Below are 16,848 nucleotides of genomic sequence, written 5' to 3'. Positions count from 1 at the left end.
CTGTCCCGCGCACCCAAAGGCACACGAACCAGATCCAGGTTCATTTATCTTGGAAATTGCTTCTTATACAAGATGCTCGCGTCCACTATGTAGTTCTCAAACAACAACCCCACACCACACACCCCACACACACGTGCATGGACCGTCATGGCAGGGAAACCAGAAACAAACACTCCCACCAGAACACCACCCACACCCCGAAAGGCGAAGACAGCGAACCCGTGGTCCTGTTGCCTCAGGACCCAACAGTGTGCCAAACACGAAAACCACCACATCACCACGCCCACCGTTCCAGAACCACCACCAGGTGGGATTCGTACTAGAGAAGGACACGACAACACAACGGCCGCTATTTGTTGATATTCCACCCATGAGCACCCGCCGCAGGACAATCGCCTGCGCAACGGGCTTGCTTCCTGACAACCCCCACACCCGGACATACATCCAGGACAGGTGTTGTAGGCGCTCCTTAGAAAGGAGGTGATCCAGCCGCACCTTCCGGTACGGCTACCTTGTTACGACTTAGTCCCAATCGCCAGTCCCACCTTCGACAGCTCCCTCCCACAAGGGGTTAGGCCACCGGCTTCGGGTGTTACCAACTTTCGTGACTTGACGGGCGGTGTGTACAAGGCCCGGGAACGTATTCACCGCAGCGTTGCTGATCTGCGATTACTAGCGACTCCGACTTCATGGGGTCGAGTTGCAGACCCCAATCCGAACTGAGACCGGCTTTTTGGGATTAGCTCCACCTCACAGTATCGCAACCCTTTGTACCGGCCATTGTAGCATGCGTGAAGCCCAAGACATAAGGGGCATGATGATTTGACGTCGTCCCCACCTTCCTCCGAGTTGACCCCGGCAGTCTCCTATGAGTCCCCACCATCACGTGCTGGCAACATAGAACGAGGGTTGCGCTCGTTGCGGGACTTAACCCAACATCTCACGACACGAGCTGACGACAACCATGCACCACCTGTAAACCGACCACAAGTGGGGGACCTGTTTCCAGGTCTTTCCGGTTCATGTCAAGCCTTGGTAAGGTTCTTCGCGTTGCATCGAATTAATCCGCATGCTCCGCCGCTTGTGCGGGCCCCCGTCAATTCCTTTGAGTTTTAGCCTTGCGGCCGTACTCCCCAGGCGGGGCACTTAATGCGTTAGCTACGGCGCGGAAAACGTGGAATGTCCCCCACACCTAGTGCCCAACGTTTACGGCATGGACTACCAGGGTATCTAATCCTGTTCGCTCCCCATGCTTTCGCTCCTCAGCGTCAGTTAATGCCCAGAGACCTGCCTTCGCCATCGGTGTTCCTCCTGATATCTGCGCATTTCACCGCTACACCAGGAATTCCAGTCTCCCCTACATCACTCTAGTCTGCCCGTACCCACCGCAGATCCGGAGTTGAGCCCCGGACTTTCACGGCAGACGCGACAAACCGCCTACGAGCTCTTTACGCCCAATAATTCCGGATAACGCTTGCGCCCTACGTATTACCGCGGCTGCTGGCACGTAGTTAGCCGGCGCTTCTTCTGCAGGTACCGTCACTTTCGCTTCTTCCCTACTGAAAGAGGTTTACAACCCGAAGGCCGTCATCCCTCACGCGGCGTCGCTGCATCAGGCTTGCGCCCATTGTGCAATATTCCCCACTGCTGCCTCCCGTAGGAGTCTGGGCCGTGTCTCAGTCCCAGTGTGGCCGGTCACCCTCTCAGGCCGGCTACCCGTCGTCGCCTTGGTAGGCCATTACCCCACCAACAAGCTGATAGGCCGCGAGTCCATCCAAAACCACAAAAGCTTTCCACCAACCACCATGCGATGATCAGTCATATCCGGTATTAGACCCAGTTTCCCAGGCTTATCCCAGAGTCAAGGGCAGGTTACTCACGTGTTACTCACCCGTTCGCCACTAATCCACCAGCAAGCTGGCATCATCGTTCGACTTGCATGTGTTAAGCACGCCGCCAGCGTTCATCCTGAGCCAGGATCAAACTCTCCGTTGAAAACAAACAGACACAACCAAAACCACCGGAAATAACGGCGACAAAGGCTGCACAAAATTTGAAACCAGCTAAAAACACCAAACCACACCACAGGGGCGGCACGATTCGGCAAATTCAACCAATTACATACATAATCGGTATCAACAAACTTGGCACACTATTGAGTTCTCAAACAACAGACACATTCGAATATTCCCGGAACAAATTCAAAAGAGAATTTCTTTTCCGTATTTCTTCGCTGCGATGTTTTTATCTTATTTCATTCATATTCGCTTTTGCAAATCCGGTTGTTTTCCCGGAATTCACTCAGGGGAATGAATCCGCCCAGCAGAATGAGAAGCATTCTTCGTTCCATGCACCGCATGGCCGAGAATCGCTTCTCAATATCAGTTGGGGGTTTGTCACCACTCAGCGGCGGCGACTCAGAAAACAATACACGCCCCTCCGCGGCCGCGCAAATCGGCCGCTGAGGGGCGTGCAGGTGGTAGGTTGCGCTCCCGGGGTTACGGGACGAGTACCTCCACGGTGGCAAGGTTCTTCTTGCCCCTGCGCAGGAGCAGGTACTGGCCATGCAGGAGCTCCGACTCGGAGATCACAGCTTCAGGATCCGAGACTTTCTCGTTGTTCACGTAGGCTCCGCCTTCACCCACGGTCCGGCGCGCGGCGGACTTGCTTTCGGAAAGACCGGACGCCACCAGCAGGTCCACAATCCCCATCTCATCCACCTGCACCGTGGTGGAAGGAAGTTCGGAGGTTGCAGCCTGCAGGGTTGCCTTATCCAGGGCAGCCAAATCACCGTTGCCAAAGAGCGCCGCCGAAGCTGCGATGACCTTTTCGGTGGCGTCAACGCCGTGCACCAATGAGGTCACTTCAAAGGCAAGCTTCCGCTGCCCCTCCCGCGCGAACGGACGTTCCGCCACTGAAACGGCAATCTCTTCGATCTCGGCGCGGGTCAGGAACGTGAACACCTTGAGCCGGTCCACCACGTCCGCGTCCGCAGTGTTGAGCCAGAACTGGTAGAACGCATACGGGCTGCACATGCCGGCATCGAGCCAGATGGCGTTGCCCTCGCTCTTGCCGAACTTGGTTCCGTCAGAGTTGGTGATGAGCGGGGTCCCCAGCGCGTGGACGCTCTTGCCCTCCACCTTCCGGATCAGTTCCGTGCCGCTGGTGAGGTTGCCCCACTGGTCCGAGCCGCCGGTCTGCAGGACGCAGCCGTAGTCGCGGTAAAGCTGCAGGTAGTCCATGCCCTGCAGGATCTGGTAGCTGAACTCGGTGTAGCTGATGCCTTCATCCGAGTTCAGCCGGGATGCCACGGCGTCCTTGCGCAGCATGGTGCCCACGCGGAAGTGCTTGCCCACTTCGCGCAGGAAGTCGATGGCGCTCAGCGGCGCCGTCCAGTCCAGGTTGTTCACCATCCTGGCAGCGTTGTCCCCCTCGAAGCTGAGGAAGCGCTGCACCTGAGCCTGGAGGTAGCCAACCCACTCCGCCACCGTGTCCTTGGTGTTCAAGGTGCGTTCCGCCGTCGGACGCGGGTCCCCGATCATGCCGGTGGACCCACCCACCAGGCCGAGCGGCCTGTGCCCTGCAAGCTGAAGCCGCCGCATGACCAGGAGCTGGACCAGGTTGCCCAGGTGCAGGCTCGGCGCGGTGGGGTCGAAGCCGCAATAGTACGTGACCGGCCCGTTGGCGAGGAGCTTTTCGAGCTCCGCTTCATCGGTGGAGACATGGACCAGCCCACGCCACTTCAGTTCCTGCCAAATGTTGGCGAAAGTGGGGTCGTTGCGCTGCGGTTCGAGGTTGTTCAGTTCTGGCACGCTTCCTAAGTTAGCAGTAACGCCGACGGCCCCGTCAGCCGGCAATACCGGCGGGCACGGGTTGCGCCGCAATCAGCCGCAGCCGTTGCGTGGCGCGGGTCATGGCCACGTAGAGGTCCCCCACTTTGCCGTGCTCGTGGTTGAGCATCACGGACGGTTCCAGGACCACGACGCCGTCGAACTCCAGGCCCTTTGCCTCACGCGGGCTGATGACCACGATGTCCTGCTCATAGCTGCCGGCCCCGGAGCCGATCCTGCGGCCGTATACGGCGCGGAGGGCCGCCGTTGCCTGGGGCAGGAGGTCACCGTCGGCAATCACGGCGAGCAGGCCGCCGTCGAGCGCCGCAAGCTCCTCCGGAAGGACCTCCACCAGCCGGTCCACGATGCCGCCGGCGGACACTTCGTCGATGATGGGGGCCCAGCGGCCCTCCCGGACAGCCTTGGGTGCGGAGACCACCAGGCCCGCGGCGTTGGCCATCCTGACGGCAGCCTCGGCGATCTGGGTCGGGGTGCGGTAGTTGACGGTCAGCTCCTCCAGCTGCCAGCGGTCGCCGAACATCGGGGCCAGCGCCCCCTGCCAGGAATTGGCCCCGGCAACGGAACTGGTCTGGGCAATATCGCCCACGATGGTGAAGGACTTCAGCGGGCAGCGGCGCACCAGCAGACGCCACTGCATGGGCGAAAGTTCCTGGGCCTCATCCACCACGATGTGCCCGAAGGCCCACGTGCGGTCGCTCGTTGCGCGTTCGGCCGCCGTCTGCCGGGCCTCCTGCTCCCGGTTCTGCTCCGCCAGTTCTTCAGCGGACATCAATGGATCGACGCCGGCGGCCTCCATGTTGACCAGGGTCTGCTTTGCGTTGGCGAGGTCCCGGGCACGGTCGTGCTCCTGCTGGGCCAATCCGCGGCCTGCCGCCGGGTCCAGCTCACCGAGCAGCTCGGCGGCCTCATCCAGGAGCGGGACGTCGGACTCGGTCCACGGCGCATCGGCCGGGCGCTGCAGCAGCGCCCGCTCGGCCGGGGTCAGGTTCGGGGTGCAGAATTCCAGCACCTCCGGCCTGCTGAAGAGGTCGGAAATCAGCTTCTCCGGCGTCATGGGCATCCAGCACAGGTTCAGGGCGATCCGGACGTCGCGGGCGGTCCGGACGTCCTCGGCAAGGTACGAGCGGTCCGCGTTGTTGCCGATGTTTCCGGCTTCGACGAGTTCGGTCATCTGTTCCGTCAGTTCGCGCAGCAGGATCTTCACAAACGTCACGCGGGCCTCGTTGTACGGCTTGCCGGTGGCGCGGGCACGTTCGCGCGCGCGGCGCACCTGCCGGGGCGTGAGGGTGAGCTTGCGGCCGTCCACTTCGAGGATCCGGTTCTGGGCGGGGACGCGCATGCGGTTGGAAACGGCGTTGGCCACTATGGCGGCCATGTCCAGGCGCCCCTTGATGGCGGCGACGTCAGCATCTGTTTCCGGGACGGCGTGGATGCCGGGCATCAGGCGGCCAAGGCTGGCCATGACCACGCCGGTCTCGCCCAGCGAGGGCAGCACGCGTTCGATGTATTTCATGAACGACGACGACGGCCCCACCAGCAGCACGCCGGCACTTTTGAGGCGGTCACGGTGGGTATAGAGCAGGTAGGCGGCGCGGTGCAGGGCCACGGCGGTCTTGCCCGTGCCGGGGCCGCCCTGGACCACGACGGCGCCGGAGATGGAGGAGCGGATGATCCGGTCCTGCTCCGACTGGATGGTGCTGACGATGTCCGACATGCGGCCGGTCCGCTTGGAGTTCAGGGCAGCCAGCAGGGCACCTTCGCCCTGGAGCGACTCGTCGTCCGTGAGCATCCCGGCGTCCAGGACATCGTCCTCGATGGCCTTGACCTCGCGTCCCTGCAGGATCAGGTGCCGGCGGCGGCGGACGCCCTGCCGGTCAAAGGCCGTGGCCTGGTAGAAGTGCCCGGCCTCGGGGGCGCGCCAGTCCACCATGAGACGCTGCAGGTCCTCGGTGGTGAGGCCAATGCGGCCGATGTACTGCGCTTCGCCGGAGTCCAGGTCCAGGCGGCCAAAAACCAGCCGGTCATCCACGGCGTCCAGCTGCGCCAGGCGGTCCTCATACAGTGCGGCGAAAGCGTCCCGCTCCGAAACGTTCTGCATGGTGCCCACGGCTCCGGCACGACGGACCTGCGCCAGCTGGCGGCGCTTTTCCTCCCGGAGTTCCTCCAGCCGGGCGTACAGGCCGGCTACGTACTCCCGTTCGTGGGCCAATTCGGCGTCAAGCATTAACGTTCCCCTATCGCAAAAGACAGACCGTCCATTCTACAACCATTTCCGTTAACGCAGGTGAAACGTTGCATCCGGCCGGTGTTCCGCTGCCTGCTTCCGGGTCCGCGGCTTCGCTGCCTTGTATCTGGACACGGTGGGGTCGCCGGTGAGCCAGTACCGCCAGGCGTATTCGTCCGTGCCTCCGGCGCCGGCCACCCCCACCCGGGGACCGGAACTGACCGCGCCGGCGGGAGCGGACGGAAGTTCCAGCCGGAACGGCGGAGCCAGCGCATCCCGGCCGCTGTCCGCCGTCGTCAATCCCAGCGCTTTGGCAAGGCGTGCCGGCCCGCTGGCAAGGTCCGCAGGAGTTTTGGACGTCGGACGGCGCAGCCGGGCCAGCTCCAGCCCGTCCACCACTTCCCCTGCCCGGAGCAGCAGGGCGGACGCGACGCCGGCCGGACCGCACACGATGTTGGTGCAGTGGTGCATTCCATAGGTGAAGTAGACGTAGAGGTGGCCGGCGGGGCCGAACATGGGGGCGTTGCGGGGCGTGGGGCCGCGGTAGGTGTGGGAGCCGGGGTCGGGGTGCAGGGAGTCCTCGGGGCCCATATAGGCCTCCAACTCGGTGAGCCGGACGGAGACGGCACCGTCGCGGGACTCATGGGTCAGCACGGCACCGAGCAGCTTTGGTGCGAGTTCCCGGGCGTCCGCGGACAGGAATTCCCGCAGCAGTGCCATTGCCCCAGCGCTTTGGTTCATGACGTGACCTTACCCAGATCCCGCAGGTTTCATCCGCCACCGGAAAAGGGGTCCGGGGTGGTTCTGTGCGACCACGGCCATGTCCGATTTCCGCTAGAAGCAGTGGCCGGCGGCTGGCAGGATGGAGGCATGGACTTCTGGCAGCGCTACCGGGCAATCGATGCCCGTGATACCCGGTTCGACGGCCAGTTCTTCACGGCCGTCCGCACCACCGGGATCTACTGCCGGCCCTCCTGCCCCGCCCGGACCCCCAAGGCATCCAACGTCACGTTCTACGAGACGTCCGCCGCAGCGCACGAGGCAGGCTACCGCGCCTGCAAGCGCTGCCTGCCGGAGGCGGTCCCAGGCACCCCGGCCTGGAACGTGCGGCAGGACATCGCGGGGCGCGCGATGCGCCTGATCAACGATGGCGTGATCAACCGCGACGGCGTGGCGGGCCTGGCCGCCCGGCTGGGATATTCGCCGCGCCAGCTGAACCGGATCCTCGGCCAGGAGCTTGGCGCCGGTCCCCTGTCATTGGCCCGCGCCGCCAGGGCCCAGACGGCCCGCACCCTGCTGGTTTCAACATCGATGAAACTCGCCGACGTCGCCTTTGCGGCAGGCTTCAGCAGCGTCAGGCAGTTCAACGAGACCATCGCCGAGGTGTTCGATATGACGCCCACGGCGCTCAGGAGGACCGTCCGCCAGTCTGCGCCCGTCACCGGCGCCACAGCCCTGACCCTGGGCCTGCCCTACCGGCCGCCTTTCGATCCGGGCATCTTCTCCTTCCTGGCGGTCCGCGCCATCCCCGGAGTCGAGGACGGCACGCCCACTTCCTATGCCCGGACGCTGCGGCTCCCCCACGGCGACGCGCGCTTCAGGGTGGAGTACGACGACGGGGCCCGGGAACGGCCGTTGACCCTCACCATCGGCGCGGTGGACCTTCGCGACCTTCCGGCGCTGCTCAGCCGTGTCCGCAGGCTGTTCGACCTGGATGCGGACCCGGAAGCGATCGACGGCACGCTCGCCGCCGATCCCAGGCTTGCCGGCTCCGTTGACGCCGCACCGGGGATGCGCCTGCCGGGCGCGGTGGACCCGCAGGAACTGCTGATCCGGGCCATGGTGGGCCAGCAGATCACGGTGGCGGCCGCCAGGACAGCCTTGACCCAGCTGTCCGCGGCGGGCAGTCACGCCAGTGCACCCGGCGACGGCCTGGACCGCCTGTTTCCCACTCCGGCGGAAGTCGCAGCTGCAGGACACCTGCTTCGCGGACCAAAGCGCCGGACCGAGTCGCTGCTGCATGCTGCGGAGGCCATGGCCGGCGGCCGCCTGGACTTCGGCTACGGCGACGACCTCCCAAGCCTCACCGCGGCACTTTTGCCGCTCCCCGGCGTCGGGCCCTGGACGGTGGGGTACGTCGCCATGCGGGTCCTGGGCGCCCCGGACATTTTCCTTGCCAACGACGCCGCCGTGCGGAACGGGATCCGTGCCCTCGATAATGGAACCAACCACCTGAGCCCGGACTTCCGGGAGACCAGCCCGTGGCGCTCCTACGCCACCATGCATCTCTGGCGCGCTGCCGCCCGGCCCGCCGCAAGAACCACCATTCCCGCGAAAGGGACGCCATGAAAGCCCAACTGCTGCAGCTGTCCACGCCGGACGGTCCGTTTACTGTCCTTGCCCAGGATGGCGTGGTCCTTGCGTCCGGCTGGACGGCCGGCCTGGCCGAACTGACCGGCCAGGTCCATCCAGCGCTGCGGCCCGACGCCGTGGAAGAGGTAACGGATCTTGCCGGGATCTCCTCCGCCGTGGAGGCCTTCTATGCCGGTGACCCGGCCCCGGCCATGGCGGTGCCGGTCCGCCAGCAGTCCGGACCGTTCCGTGCCCACGCCTGGGATGTGCTGCGGCAGGTCAAGCCGGGCTCACCCGTCACCTACTCGGAGTACGCCGCCCTGGCCGGCAACCCGCGCGCCGTGCGGGCCGCCGCCAGTGCCTGCGCGTTCAACGCGGCTGCCCTGTTCGTGCCCTGCCACCGCGTCATCCGGACCGACGGCTCATTGGGCGGTTTCCGCTGGGGCCTGCGAGTCAAGGAGAGCCTCCTGGCCCGCGAGGCCGCCTGACCACTCCCTCCCCTGCCCCCGGGTTGCTCCATCACCTTTGGTCCCTAAAACCCCGGTTTAGGGACCAAAGGTGATGGAGCACGAATGGCTACTTCGGGTCGGGCATGGCCGACGGCCAGGGCAGCAGGCCGGGCAGGTCGGTGCCGTCCCCGGCGGCAGTGGCCCGCAGGCTGTCCAGCGACGGCTCCCGGCCTGCAAGCCACGCGGCGATGTCCGTCACCATCCCGCTGACGACGACGGTGCTGCCGCCGGTTCCGAGGGTCAGCGGCGGAAGTGCCACGGGCTGCAGGACCAGCCGGGTTTCCGCCGGCACGCGGGCGGCGAGGAAGTCGAAGAGGTGGGAGCAGAATGCCCTGTTCCAGGTCTCGGGTCCCGCGCCGGTGTCCAGGTCCGCGGTGTGGATGACCAGCTCGCGCCAGAGCGCCAAACCGGCGTCGAAGATCACGCCGTCGCGGAAGGCGATGCGCGTCTGCCATTCGTCCTCCCCCAGCCCATCGAAGGCCGCCAGTGCCCGCTGCACCGCGGCCGCCACGTCTTCCCGGTGCTCCTCCAGGCTGTGGCCGGCGGCAAGCTCGATGGCCCGGTTGCGGCCGTCCACGCCGCCGTCGTACAGCTCCACCGTCCTGCCGGACCGCCCGTATTCCACCTGTCGGGCCAGCGCGCCGCAGATGCCGGCGATGTGGGCCAGGAGATGGCCGCGGCTCCAGCCGGGAAGAGTGGACGGATCCCTTTCGCCGCCGGCCGGAATCCGGTCCACCGCAGCGGTCATCGCGTCCGCGGCCTTGTGCAGTTCAGCGAGGAGGGCGGCAGGGGAAGGTGAGGTCATGCGGCCAGCCTAGCGGAGCAGTCAGTCCAGCGGGCTTCCGTCCCGCCCGACACGGTGGCGGACGTGCCGGCGGTCGTTGCCGGCCTGCCAGAACTCGATTTCGGCCGGCTGGAGGGCGTAGAGCTGCCAGTCCGGGTTGTCGCTGCCGTCGGCCCGGGGCCGCTCGTGCCAGTCGACGGCGGAGGCTTCGGCGGAAAGCTCAACCACGGTGCCCACCACGCGGACCTGACGGCCCAGGCCCGGCCAATAGAAATTCATCGCCGCGCGCGGTGACTCCGACAGCTCGCGGCCCTTGCGGGAGGTGCGGGACGTGGCGAAGTGCCAGCCGTCGTCGTCAATGTTCTTCAGGATGAGCATCCGCGAAGAAGGCTGCGGGGCGTCCCCGTCCCCCGCAGCTACCGTGGCCAGGCTGAAGGCGTGCGGCTGCTGCTCCCCCGCATCCAGTGCCTCGTCAAGCCACTGTTTGAAGAGCAACGCCGGGTCCTGCGGCGCGTTGGCCGGGTCGAAGCCGGGCAGGTCGGACGGGAAGTCGGGCAGGGTGCGAAGGAACTTGCGGAAGGTTTCGCTCATGGCCCCAGCCTAGCCACAGACGCCAAGGGCCCCGGGGGAACATGCCCCGGGGCCCTGCCAACAATGTTTCCTACCCGACGTACTCCCGCACGCCGGCAAGCTCGCTTTCCAGCGCGGCCAGCTGGCGTTCGACGGCGGCCGGCGCCGTTCCGCCCTGGGAGTTCCGGCTGTTGAGCGAACCCTCGGTGGACAGCACGGTCCGGACCTCGGGGGTAAGGTGCTCCGAGATCGCGGCGTACTCTTCGTCCGTCAGGTCCCACAGCTCAACGCCGCGGGACTCGGCCTGCTTCACGGCGGCACCGGACAGCTCGTGGGCCTCGCGGAACGGCACGCCCTGGCGGACCAGCCATTCGGCGATGTCCGTGGCCAGCGCGAATCCCTGCGGAGCGAGCGATTTCATCCGTTCCGTGTTGAACGTCAGGGTGGCGATCATGCCGGACACGGCCGGGAGCAGCAGCTCCAGGGTGTCGGCGGCGTCGAACACCGGCTCCTTGTCCTCCTGCAGGTCGCGGTTGTACGCCAGCGGCAGGCCCTTGAGCGTGGCCAGCAGCCCGGTGAGGTTGCCGATCAAACGCCCTGCCTTGCCGCGGGCAAGCTCGGCCACATCCGGGTTCTTCTTCTGCGGCATGATCGAGGACCCCGTGGAGTACGAATCATCCAGCGTGACGAAGGAGAACTCCTTGGTGGCCCAGAAGATGACTTCCTCGGAGATCCGGGACAGGTCCACGCCGATCATCGAGCAGACCCACGCGAACTCGGCGAAGACATCGCGGGAGGCGGTGCCGTCGATCGAGTTGTGCACGGCGGAGAAGAACCCGAGGTCCGCAGCCACTGCTTCCGGGTCCAGGCCCAGCGAGGAACCGGCCAGCGCGCCGGAACCGTAGGGCGAAACACCGGCCCGCTTGTCCCAGTCCTGGAGCCGCTGCACGTCGCGCAGCAGGGCCCAGGCGTGGGCCAGGAGGTGGTGGCTGAGCAGGACCGGCTGGGCGTGCTGCAGGTGGGTGCGGCCCGGCATAGCAACGCCATGATGCGCCTTGGCCTGCGCCACCAGCGCGTCCACGGTGGCCAGGACACCGCGGGCGATGATCCGGGCGTGGTCGCGCAGGAACATCCGGCCCAGGGTTGCCACCTGGTCGTTGCGGGACCGGCCTGCACGGAGCTTGCCGCCCAGCTGGGCACCGGCGCGCTCGATCAGCCCGCGTTCCAGCGAACCGTGCACGTCCTCATCGGACTCTGCCGGCAGGTAGGCGCCGGACGCCACGTCCTCGTCCAGCTGCGACAGGGCCACGAGCATGCCTTCCAGCTCCGCGTCGTCCAACAGGCCGGCTTTGTGCAGCACGCGGGCATGCGCCTTGGAACCGGCGATGTCGTAGCGGGCCAGCCGCCAGTCGAAGTGCGTGGACTTGCTCAACGCCGCGAGGGCGTCCGCGGGGCCGCCGGCGAACCGGCCGCCCCACAGTGCACCTGCGTTGGTTGCCTCCGTTTTTTGCTCAGCCACGCGGGCTACTTCCCTGCGACGCGGATGTCGCGGCCGGAAGCAACCTTGGCGGACATGCCCCACAGCTCGATGAAGCCCTTGGCCTGGGACTGGTCGAAGGTGTCACCGGTGTCGTAGGTGGCCAGCGAGAAGTCGTACAGCGAGGTGTCGGAGCGGCGGCCGTTGACGATGGCCTGGCCGCCGTGCAGGGTCATGCGGATGTCGCCGGAGACGTACTTCTGGGTGTCCTCGATGAAGGCGTCCAGTGAGCGCTTCAGCGGGGAGAACCACTGGCCGTCGTAAACCAGCTCGGCCCAGCGCTGGCCAACGGTGGCCTTGAAGCGGGCCTGCTCGCGCTCGACGGTGATGTCCTCGAGGTGCTTGTGGGCGGTGATCAGCGCCATGGCGCCGGGGGCTTCGTAGATTTCGCGGGACTTGATGCCCACCAGGCGGTCCTCGACGACGTCGATGCGGCCGACGCCCTGTGCACCGGCGCGGCGGTTCAGTTCCTTGATGGCCTGCAGCGGGGTGACCTTGACGCCGTCGATCGCAACGGGCACGCCGGCTTCAAAGGAGATGGTGACTTCATCCGGTGCCGGCGGGAACTCCGGGGTGGCGGTGTAGTCGTAGATGTCCTTGGTGGGGGCGTTCCAGATGTCCTCGAGGTAGCCGGTTTCGACGGCGCGTCCCCAGACGTTCTGGTCGATGGAGTACGGGTTCTTCTTGGTGGTCTCGATCGGCAGTCCCTTTTCCTCGGCGAAGGCGATGGCCTTGTCGCGGGTCAGGGCGAGGTCGCGGACCGGTGCGATGCACTTCAGGTCCGGGCCGAGGGTCTGGATGCCTACTTCGAAGCGGACCTGGTCGTTGCCCTTGCCGGTGCAGCCGTGCGCCACGGTGGTGGCACCGAATTCGCGGGCAGCCTTGACCAGGTGCTTGACGATGACCGGGCGGGAGATGGCGGACACCAACGGGTAGTGGCCCTGGTACAGGGCGTTGGCCTTCAGCGTGGGGACGCAGTATTCGTTGGCGAACTCGTCCGACGCGTCGGCCACGTAGGCCTCCACGGCGCCGCAGCCCAGGGCGCGCTGGCGGATGGTTTCCAGCGATTCGCCGCCCTGTCCGACGTCGACCGCCACGGCGATGACCTCGGCACCGGTGGCTTCACCGATCCAGCCGATGGCGACGGACGTGTCCAGGCCGCCGGAGTAGGCCAGCACAATGCGTTCAGTCACTTTAAATGCTCCTTGTTGGGGGTTGGTTGATTCGTTGTCTTCAAGCTTATTGCCCGGCTTCCTCAGCCAGTTGCAGGAAGCGGGCGGCGAGGTCCGGGCCACCCAGCGGGTCGCGGGAGACCAGCAGGACGGTATCGTCACCGGCGATGGTGCCCAGGATGGACGGCATCACCGAGTGGTCGATGGCCAGGGCCAGGAAGTTCGCAGCTCCGGGCGGCGTCCGGAGCACTGCGATGTTGGCGGACGCTTCGGCGGTGACCAGCAGTTCGCTGCACAGCCGGGCGAGCCGGGCATCCAGGATCTCCTGGGTGACACCGCTCTTGGCGCCCCGTTCGCCGCCCTCGCCGGGGACGGCGTACACCAGGACGCCCTCCTTCCCGCGGACCCGGACGGCCCCCAGTTCCACGAGGTCGCGGGACAGCGTGGCCTGGGTGACCTGGACGCCGTCGTCCGCCAGCAGCGCCGCAAGCTCCGCCTGGGAACGCACGGACTGCCCAGTGAGGATGGCGGTGATGCGCGCCTGCCGGGCGGTCTTGGTGGCGGGGCTGGTGCCCGGGGAGGACGGCTGGGCTGACACTAGAACGTGCTCTCCCCAGTGCCCTCGACGGGGGAAAGTCCGTCCACGAAGGCAAGGCCTGAGCGGTGCATCAGCCAGGCCATCAGCGCCTTCTGGGCGTGCAGCCGGTTTTCGGCTTCGTCCCAGACGATGGACTGCGGGCCGTCGATGACGTCGGCGGAAATTTCGTAGCCGCGGTAGGCGGGCAGGCAGTGAAGCACGACGGCGTCATCCGCGGCGAGTGCCATGGCGTCCGCGTCCACGGAGTAGTCCCGGAACAGCTGCATCCGGGCTTCCTTTTCGGCCTCCTGGCCCATGGACACCCAGGTGTCGGTGGCTACGACGTCTGCGCCCTGCAGCGCTTCCTTGGCGTCGGTGGTGATGAGCACGGAGCCGCCGGTTTCTGCCGCGCGCTCCTGGGCTGCCGCGACGATGCCCTCCGCGGGCAGGTAGCCCTCCGGCCCGGCGATCCGGACGTGCATTCCGGCCGTGACTCCGGCCAGCAGGTAGGAGTTGGCCATGTTGTTCGCGGCGTCGCCCAAGTAGCTCATGGTGAGACCACTGAGTTCGCCCTTGTGTTCCTTGACGGCGAGCAGGTCCGCAAGGAGCTGGCACGGGTGGTAGTCGTCGCACAGGGCGTTGATGACCGGGACCCTGGAGTTCTCCGCCATGGCCACCAGGCCTGCGTGCGCGCCGGTGCGCCACACGATGGTGGATACCATGCGTTCGAGGACCTTGGCGGTGTCCTCCACGGATTCCTTGTGCCCGATCTGGGCTTCACCCGGGTTGATGACCAAGGCGTTGCCACCCATGTCGGCAACGCCGGTGGCGAAGGACACGCGGGTCCGGGTGGAGGTCTTGTCGAAAATCACGGCCACGGTCTTGCGGCCGCTGCCTTCCGCGGCGTAGGGCTGCACGCTGTAGGGGGCCGCCTTCATGCGGGCGGCAAGTTCCAGCACCTCCGCCTGCTCGGCGGGGCTGAGGTCGGTGTCCTTGAGGAAGTGCCGGGTTGCGGTTGTCACTGGGCGTCCTTAGCTGCTTGGAGGATTGCCGGGAAAGCGGAGAGGAAGGCATCGGCCTGTGCCGTGGTGAGGATCAGCGGCGGGGCCAGGCGGATGGTGCGCGGACCCGGGCTGTTGACGATGAAGCCGGCGTCGAGGGCCGCCTGCACCACGGCCGGCGCGACGTCGGCGTCCAGGTCGAAGCCGATCAGCAGTCCTTCGCCGCGGACTTCGGTGACGCCGGGGATGGCCGCCAGCGCGGAGCGCAGGTGCTCCCCCACCGCCGCCGCGTTGGCCAGCACGTTCTGGCTTTCCAGGGCGTGGAGGGTGGCCAGGGCCGCCGCAGTAGCCACGGGATTTCCGCCAAAGGTGGTGCCGTGCTGGCCTGCGGAGAGCAACGACGACGTCTGCTCACCAAAGGTGAGCAGGGCGCCGATGGGGAAGCCCCCGCCCAGCCCCTTGGCCAGGGTGATGGCATCGGGGACGATGCCCGCGTCCTCGCTGGCGAACCATTTGCCGGTCCGGCCGATGCCGGTCTGGACCTCGTCCAGGATGAGGAGGGCGCCCACTTTGCTGGTGGCCTCCCGCGCCGCCTTCAGGTATCCGGGCGGCAGCGGACGGACGCCTGCCTCGCCCTGGATGGGCTCCAGGAACACGGCGGCGACGGTGTCGTCCACTGCTGCCTCCAGCGCGGCGATGTCACCGAACGGGATGTGCACCACGCCGCCGGGCAGCGGCTCGAAGGGTGCACGGTAGGCTTCCTTGGCAGTCAGCGCCAGGGCCCCCATGGTCCGCCCGTGGAAGGCACCTTCGAGGGCAATGATCCGGGTCCGCTTGACCGGTCCGTCGCCGGTGTTGCGGCGCGCCAGCTTGAACGCTGCCTCGTTGGCTTCGGTGCCGGAGTTGCTGAAGAACACCTTGGAACCGGCCGGCGCGTGGGCCAGTTCCAGGAGTTTCTCAGCCAGCGCCACCTGGGTGGGGCTGGTGAAGAAGTTGGAGACGTGCCCCAGGGTGGCCAGCTGGCTGGCAATGACCGACGTCACGAACGGGTGGGCGTGGCCCAGGGCGTTCACGGCGATACCGCCGAGGAGGTCCAGGTATTCCTTGCCGTCGGCGTCCCAGACCAGGCAGCCGGCGCCGCGGACCAGGACCCGCTGGGGCGTGCCGAACACGTTCATCAGCGAGCTGGAGTAGCGGGACAGCCACTCGGAGCCGGCGTGGCCGGTGGTTTCCACCAACTCATTCACTGATGATTTTTCCACGGTGTTCATCCGTTGATCTCCTCGTCCGGGACTACCTGGGTGCCGATGCCCGCCGTCGTAAATGTTTCAAGAAGCATGGAGTGGGGCAGGCGCCCGTCCACGATGTGTGCCTGTTCCACGCCTTCGTCGACGGCCTTGAGGCACGCGGCCATCTTGGGGATCATCCCTGACTCGAGGCGGGGCAGCATGGCCCGCAGCTCCGACGCTGTGAGCGAGGAAATCAGCGAGGACTTGTCCGGCCAGTTGGCGTAGAGGCCTTCAACGTCGGTCAGGATCACCAGCTTGGAAGCGCCAAGCGCCGAGGCGACCGCGGCCGCCGCGGTGTCGGCATTGACGTTCAGGACCTGGCCGGTGGGCTGGAACCGTGCGGTCCCCGGCACGCCCTCACCGCCGTCGACGATTTCCGGGGCCACCGTGGAAATCACGGGTATGCGGCCCGCGGCGAGGATGTCCATGATGCCGGCGGGGTCAACGCCTACCACCTCGCCCACCAGCCCGAGGTCCACTTCTTCGCCGTCCACCACGGTCCCGGTGCGGACGGCGCGGAGGAGGCCGCCGTCTTCGCCGGACATGCCGACGGCGTAGGGGCCGTGGGAGTTGATCAGGCCCACCAGTTCGCGTCCCACCTGGCCGGTGAGGACCATGCGGACCACGTCCATCGCCTCAGGGGTGGTGACCCGCAGGCCGCCCTTGAATTCGGATTCGATGCCCAGCCGGCCCAGCATGGAGTTGATCTGCGGGCCGCCGCCGTGCACCACCACGGGGTGGATGCCCACGTGGTGGAGGAAGACGATGTCCTCGGCGAAGGCACGCCGGAGTTCGTCATTGACCATGGCGTTGCCGCCGTATTTGATCACCATGGTGGTGCCGGCGAACCGCTGGATCCAGGGCAGTGCCTCGATCAGGGTTTCTGCCTTGTCCTGGGCAGCGGACATGCTGGTGGTTTCACGCGTCTGGGTGTTCATGTTGTCACTTTCCACAGCGGCTTGTGCCCGGCGGTTTTGCCGTG

13 protein-coding genes and 1 rRNA gene are annotated in these 16,848 nt (G+C 66.3%); 2 read left to right on the top strand and 12 right to left on the bottom strand.

The features are described from left to right. Positions 1–473 precede the first annotated feature (473 nt). The 4 genes from VIK36_RS08055 to VIK36_RS08040 all read right to left on the bottom strand — a co-directional run bounded on the left by VIK36_RS08055 (position 474) and on the right by VIK36_RS08040 (position 6,816). Positions 474–1,995: ribosomal RNA gene (locus VIK36_RS08055) — 16S ribosomal RNA — on the bottom strand. 503 nt (positions 1,996–2,498) lie between these two features. Then, positions 2,499–3,812, bottom strand: coding sequence for a tyrosine--tRNA ligase (gene tyrS / locus VIK36_RS08050; RefSeq protein ID WP_255175087.1), 1,314 nt, complete (start codon positions 3,810–3,812; stop codon positions 2,499–2,501). Between the two features lie 34 nt (positions 3,813–3,846). Next, positions 3,847–6,075, bottom strand: a complete 2,229-nt coding sequence (locus tag VIK36_RS08045; RefSeq protein ID WP_324644725.1) for a HelD family protein — start codon at positions 6,073–6,075, stop codon at positions 3,847–3,849. 51 nt (positions 6,076–6,126) lie between these two features. Continuing rightward, the gene (locus VIK36_RS08040; RefSeq protein ID WP_324644724.1) at positions 6,127–6,816 is read right to left on the bottom strand and encodes a DNA-3-methyladenine glycosylase; all 690 of its coding nucleotides are present in this window, start codon (positions 6,814–6,816) and stop codon (positions 6,127–6,129) included. A 129-nt stretch (positions 6,817–6,945) separates the two neighbouring features. Here VIK36_RS08040 and VIK36_RS08035 point away from each other — a divergent pair, with 129 nt between their 5' ends. Together VIK36_RS08035 and VIK36_RS08030 are read left to right on the top strand one after the other, a co-directional pair. Then, on the top strand, positions 6,946–8,424 hold the full coding sequence (locus VIK36_RS08035) for an AlkA N-terminal domain-containing protein (protein WP_324644723.1): 1,479 nt from the start codon (positions 6,946–6,948) through the stop codon (positions 8,422–8,424). Continuing rightward, positions 8,421–8,915, top strand: a complete 495-nt coding sequence (locus VIK36_RS08030; protein ID WP_324644722.1) for a methylated-DNA--[protein]-cysteine S-methyltransferase — start codon at positions 8,421–8,423, stop codon at positions 8,913–8,915. The genes VIK36_RS08035 and VIK36_RS08030 overlap by 4 nt, the downstream gene beginning before the upstream one ends. Before the next feature lie 88 nt (positions 8,916–9,003). Here VIK36_RS08030 and VIK36_RS08025 read toward each other — a convergent pair whose 3' ends face one another. From VIK36_RS08025 to argB, 8 genes are all read right to left on the bottom strand, one after another. Then, a complete protein-coding gene (locus tag VIK36_RS08025; protein WP_324644721.1) occupies positions 9,004–9,741 on the bottom strand; it encodes a maleylpyruvate isomerase family mycothiol-dependent enzyme in 738 nt (245 codons plus the stop codon). A 21-nt stretch (positions 9,742–9,762) separates the two neighbouring features. Continuing rightward, the gene (locus VIK36_RS08020) at positions 9,763–10,311 is read right to left on the bottom strand and encodes a pyridoxine/pyridoxamine 5'-phosphate oxidase (RefSeq protein ID WP_324644720.1); all 549 of its coding nucleotides are present in this window, start codon (positions 10,309–10,311) and stop codon (positions 9,763–9,765) included. Positions 10,312–10,381: 70 nt separating this feature from the next. After that, a complete protein-coding gene (gene argH / locus VIK36_RS08015) occupies positions 10,382–11,809 on the bottom strand; it encodes an argininosuccinate lyase (protein ID WP_324644719.1) in 1,428 nt (475 codons plus the stop codon). A 5-nt stretch (positions 11,810–11,814) separates the two neighbouring features. Beyond that, positions 11,815–13,020 (bottom strand): argininosuccinate synthase, encoded by a 1,206-nt coding sequence (locus VIK36_RS08010; protein ID WP_056338239.1) that lies wholly within the window; start codon positions 13,018–13,020, stop codon positions 11,815–11,817. A gap of 46 nt (positions 13,021–13,066) precedes the next feature. Further along, positions 13,067–13,597, bottom strand: a complete 531-nt coding sequence (locus tag VIK36_RS08005) for an arginine repressor (RefSeq protein ID WP_159632296.1) — start codon at positions 13,595–13,597, stop codon at positions 13,067–13,069. Further along, the gene (gene argF / locus VIK36_RS08000) at positions 13,597–14,598 is read right to left on the bottom strand and encodes an ornithine carbamoyltransferase (protein ID WP_255175081.1); all 1,002 of its coding nucleotides are present in this window, start codon (positions 14,596–14,598) and stop codon (positions 13,597–13,599) included. The genes VIK36_RS08005 and argF overlap by 1 nt, the downstream gene beginning before the upstream one ends. Then, complete coding sequence (locus tag VIK36_RS07995) at positions 14,595–15,848, bottom strand: acetylornithine transaminase (RefSeq protein ID WP_255175080.1); 1,254 nt, start codon at positions 15,846–15,848, stop codon at positions 14,595–14,597. Before VIK36_RS07995 ends, argF begins: the two co-directional genes overlap by 4 nt. Further along, positions 15,845–16,804 (bottom strand): acetylglutamate kinase, encoded by a 960-nt coding sequence (argB, locus tag VIK36_RS07990; RefSeq protein WP_324644718.1) that lies wholly within the window; start codon positions 16,802–16,804, stop codon positions 15,845–15,847. Before argB ends, VIK36_RS07995 begins: the two co-directional genes overlap by 4 nt. Positions 16,805–16,848 lie beyond the last annotated feature (44 nt).

The organism is Pseudarthrobacter sp. LT1, from assembly GCF_035621795.1.
In the GTDB taxonomy this organism is placed as follows: Bacteria; Actinomycetota; Actinomycetes; order Actinomycetales; family Micrococcaceae; genus Arthrobacter.
Note: the sequence above shows the minus strand (reverse complement) of the source record. Positions and strands in the feature narration are given on the sequence as shown.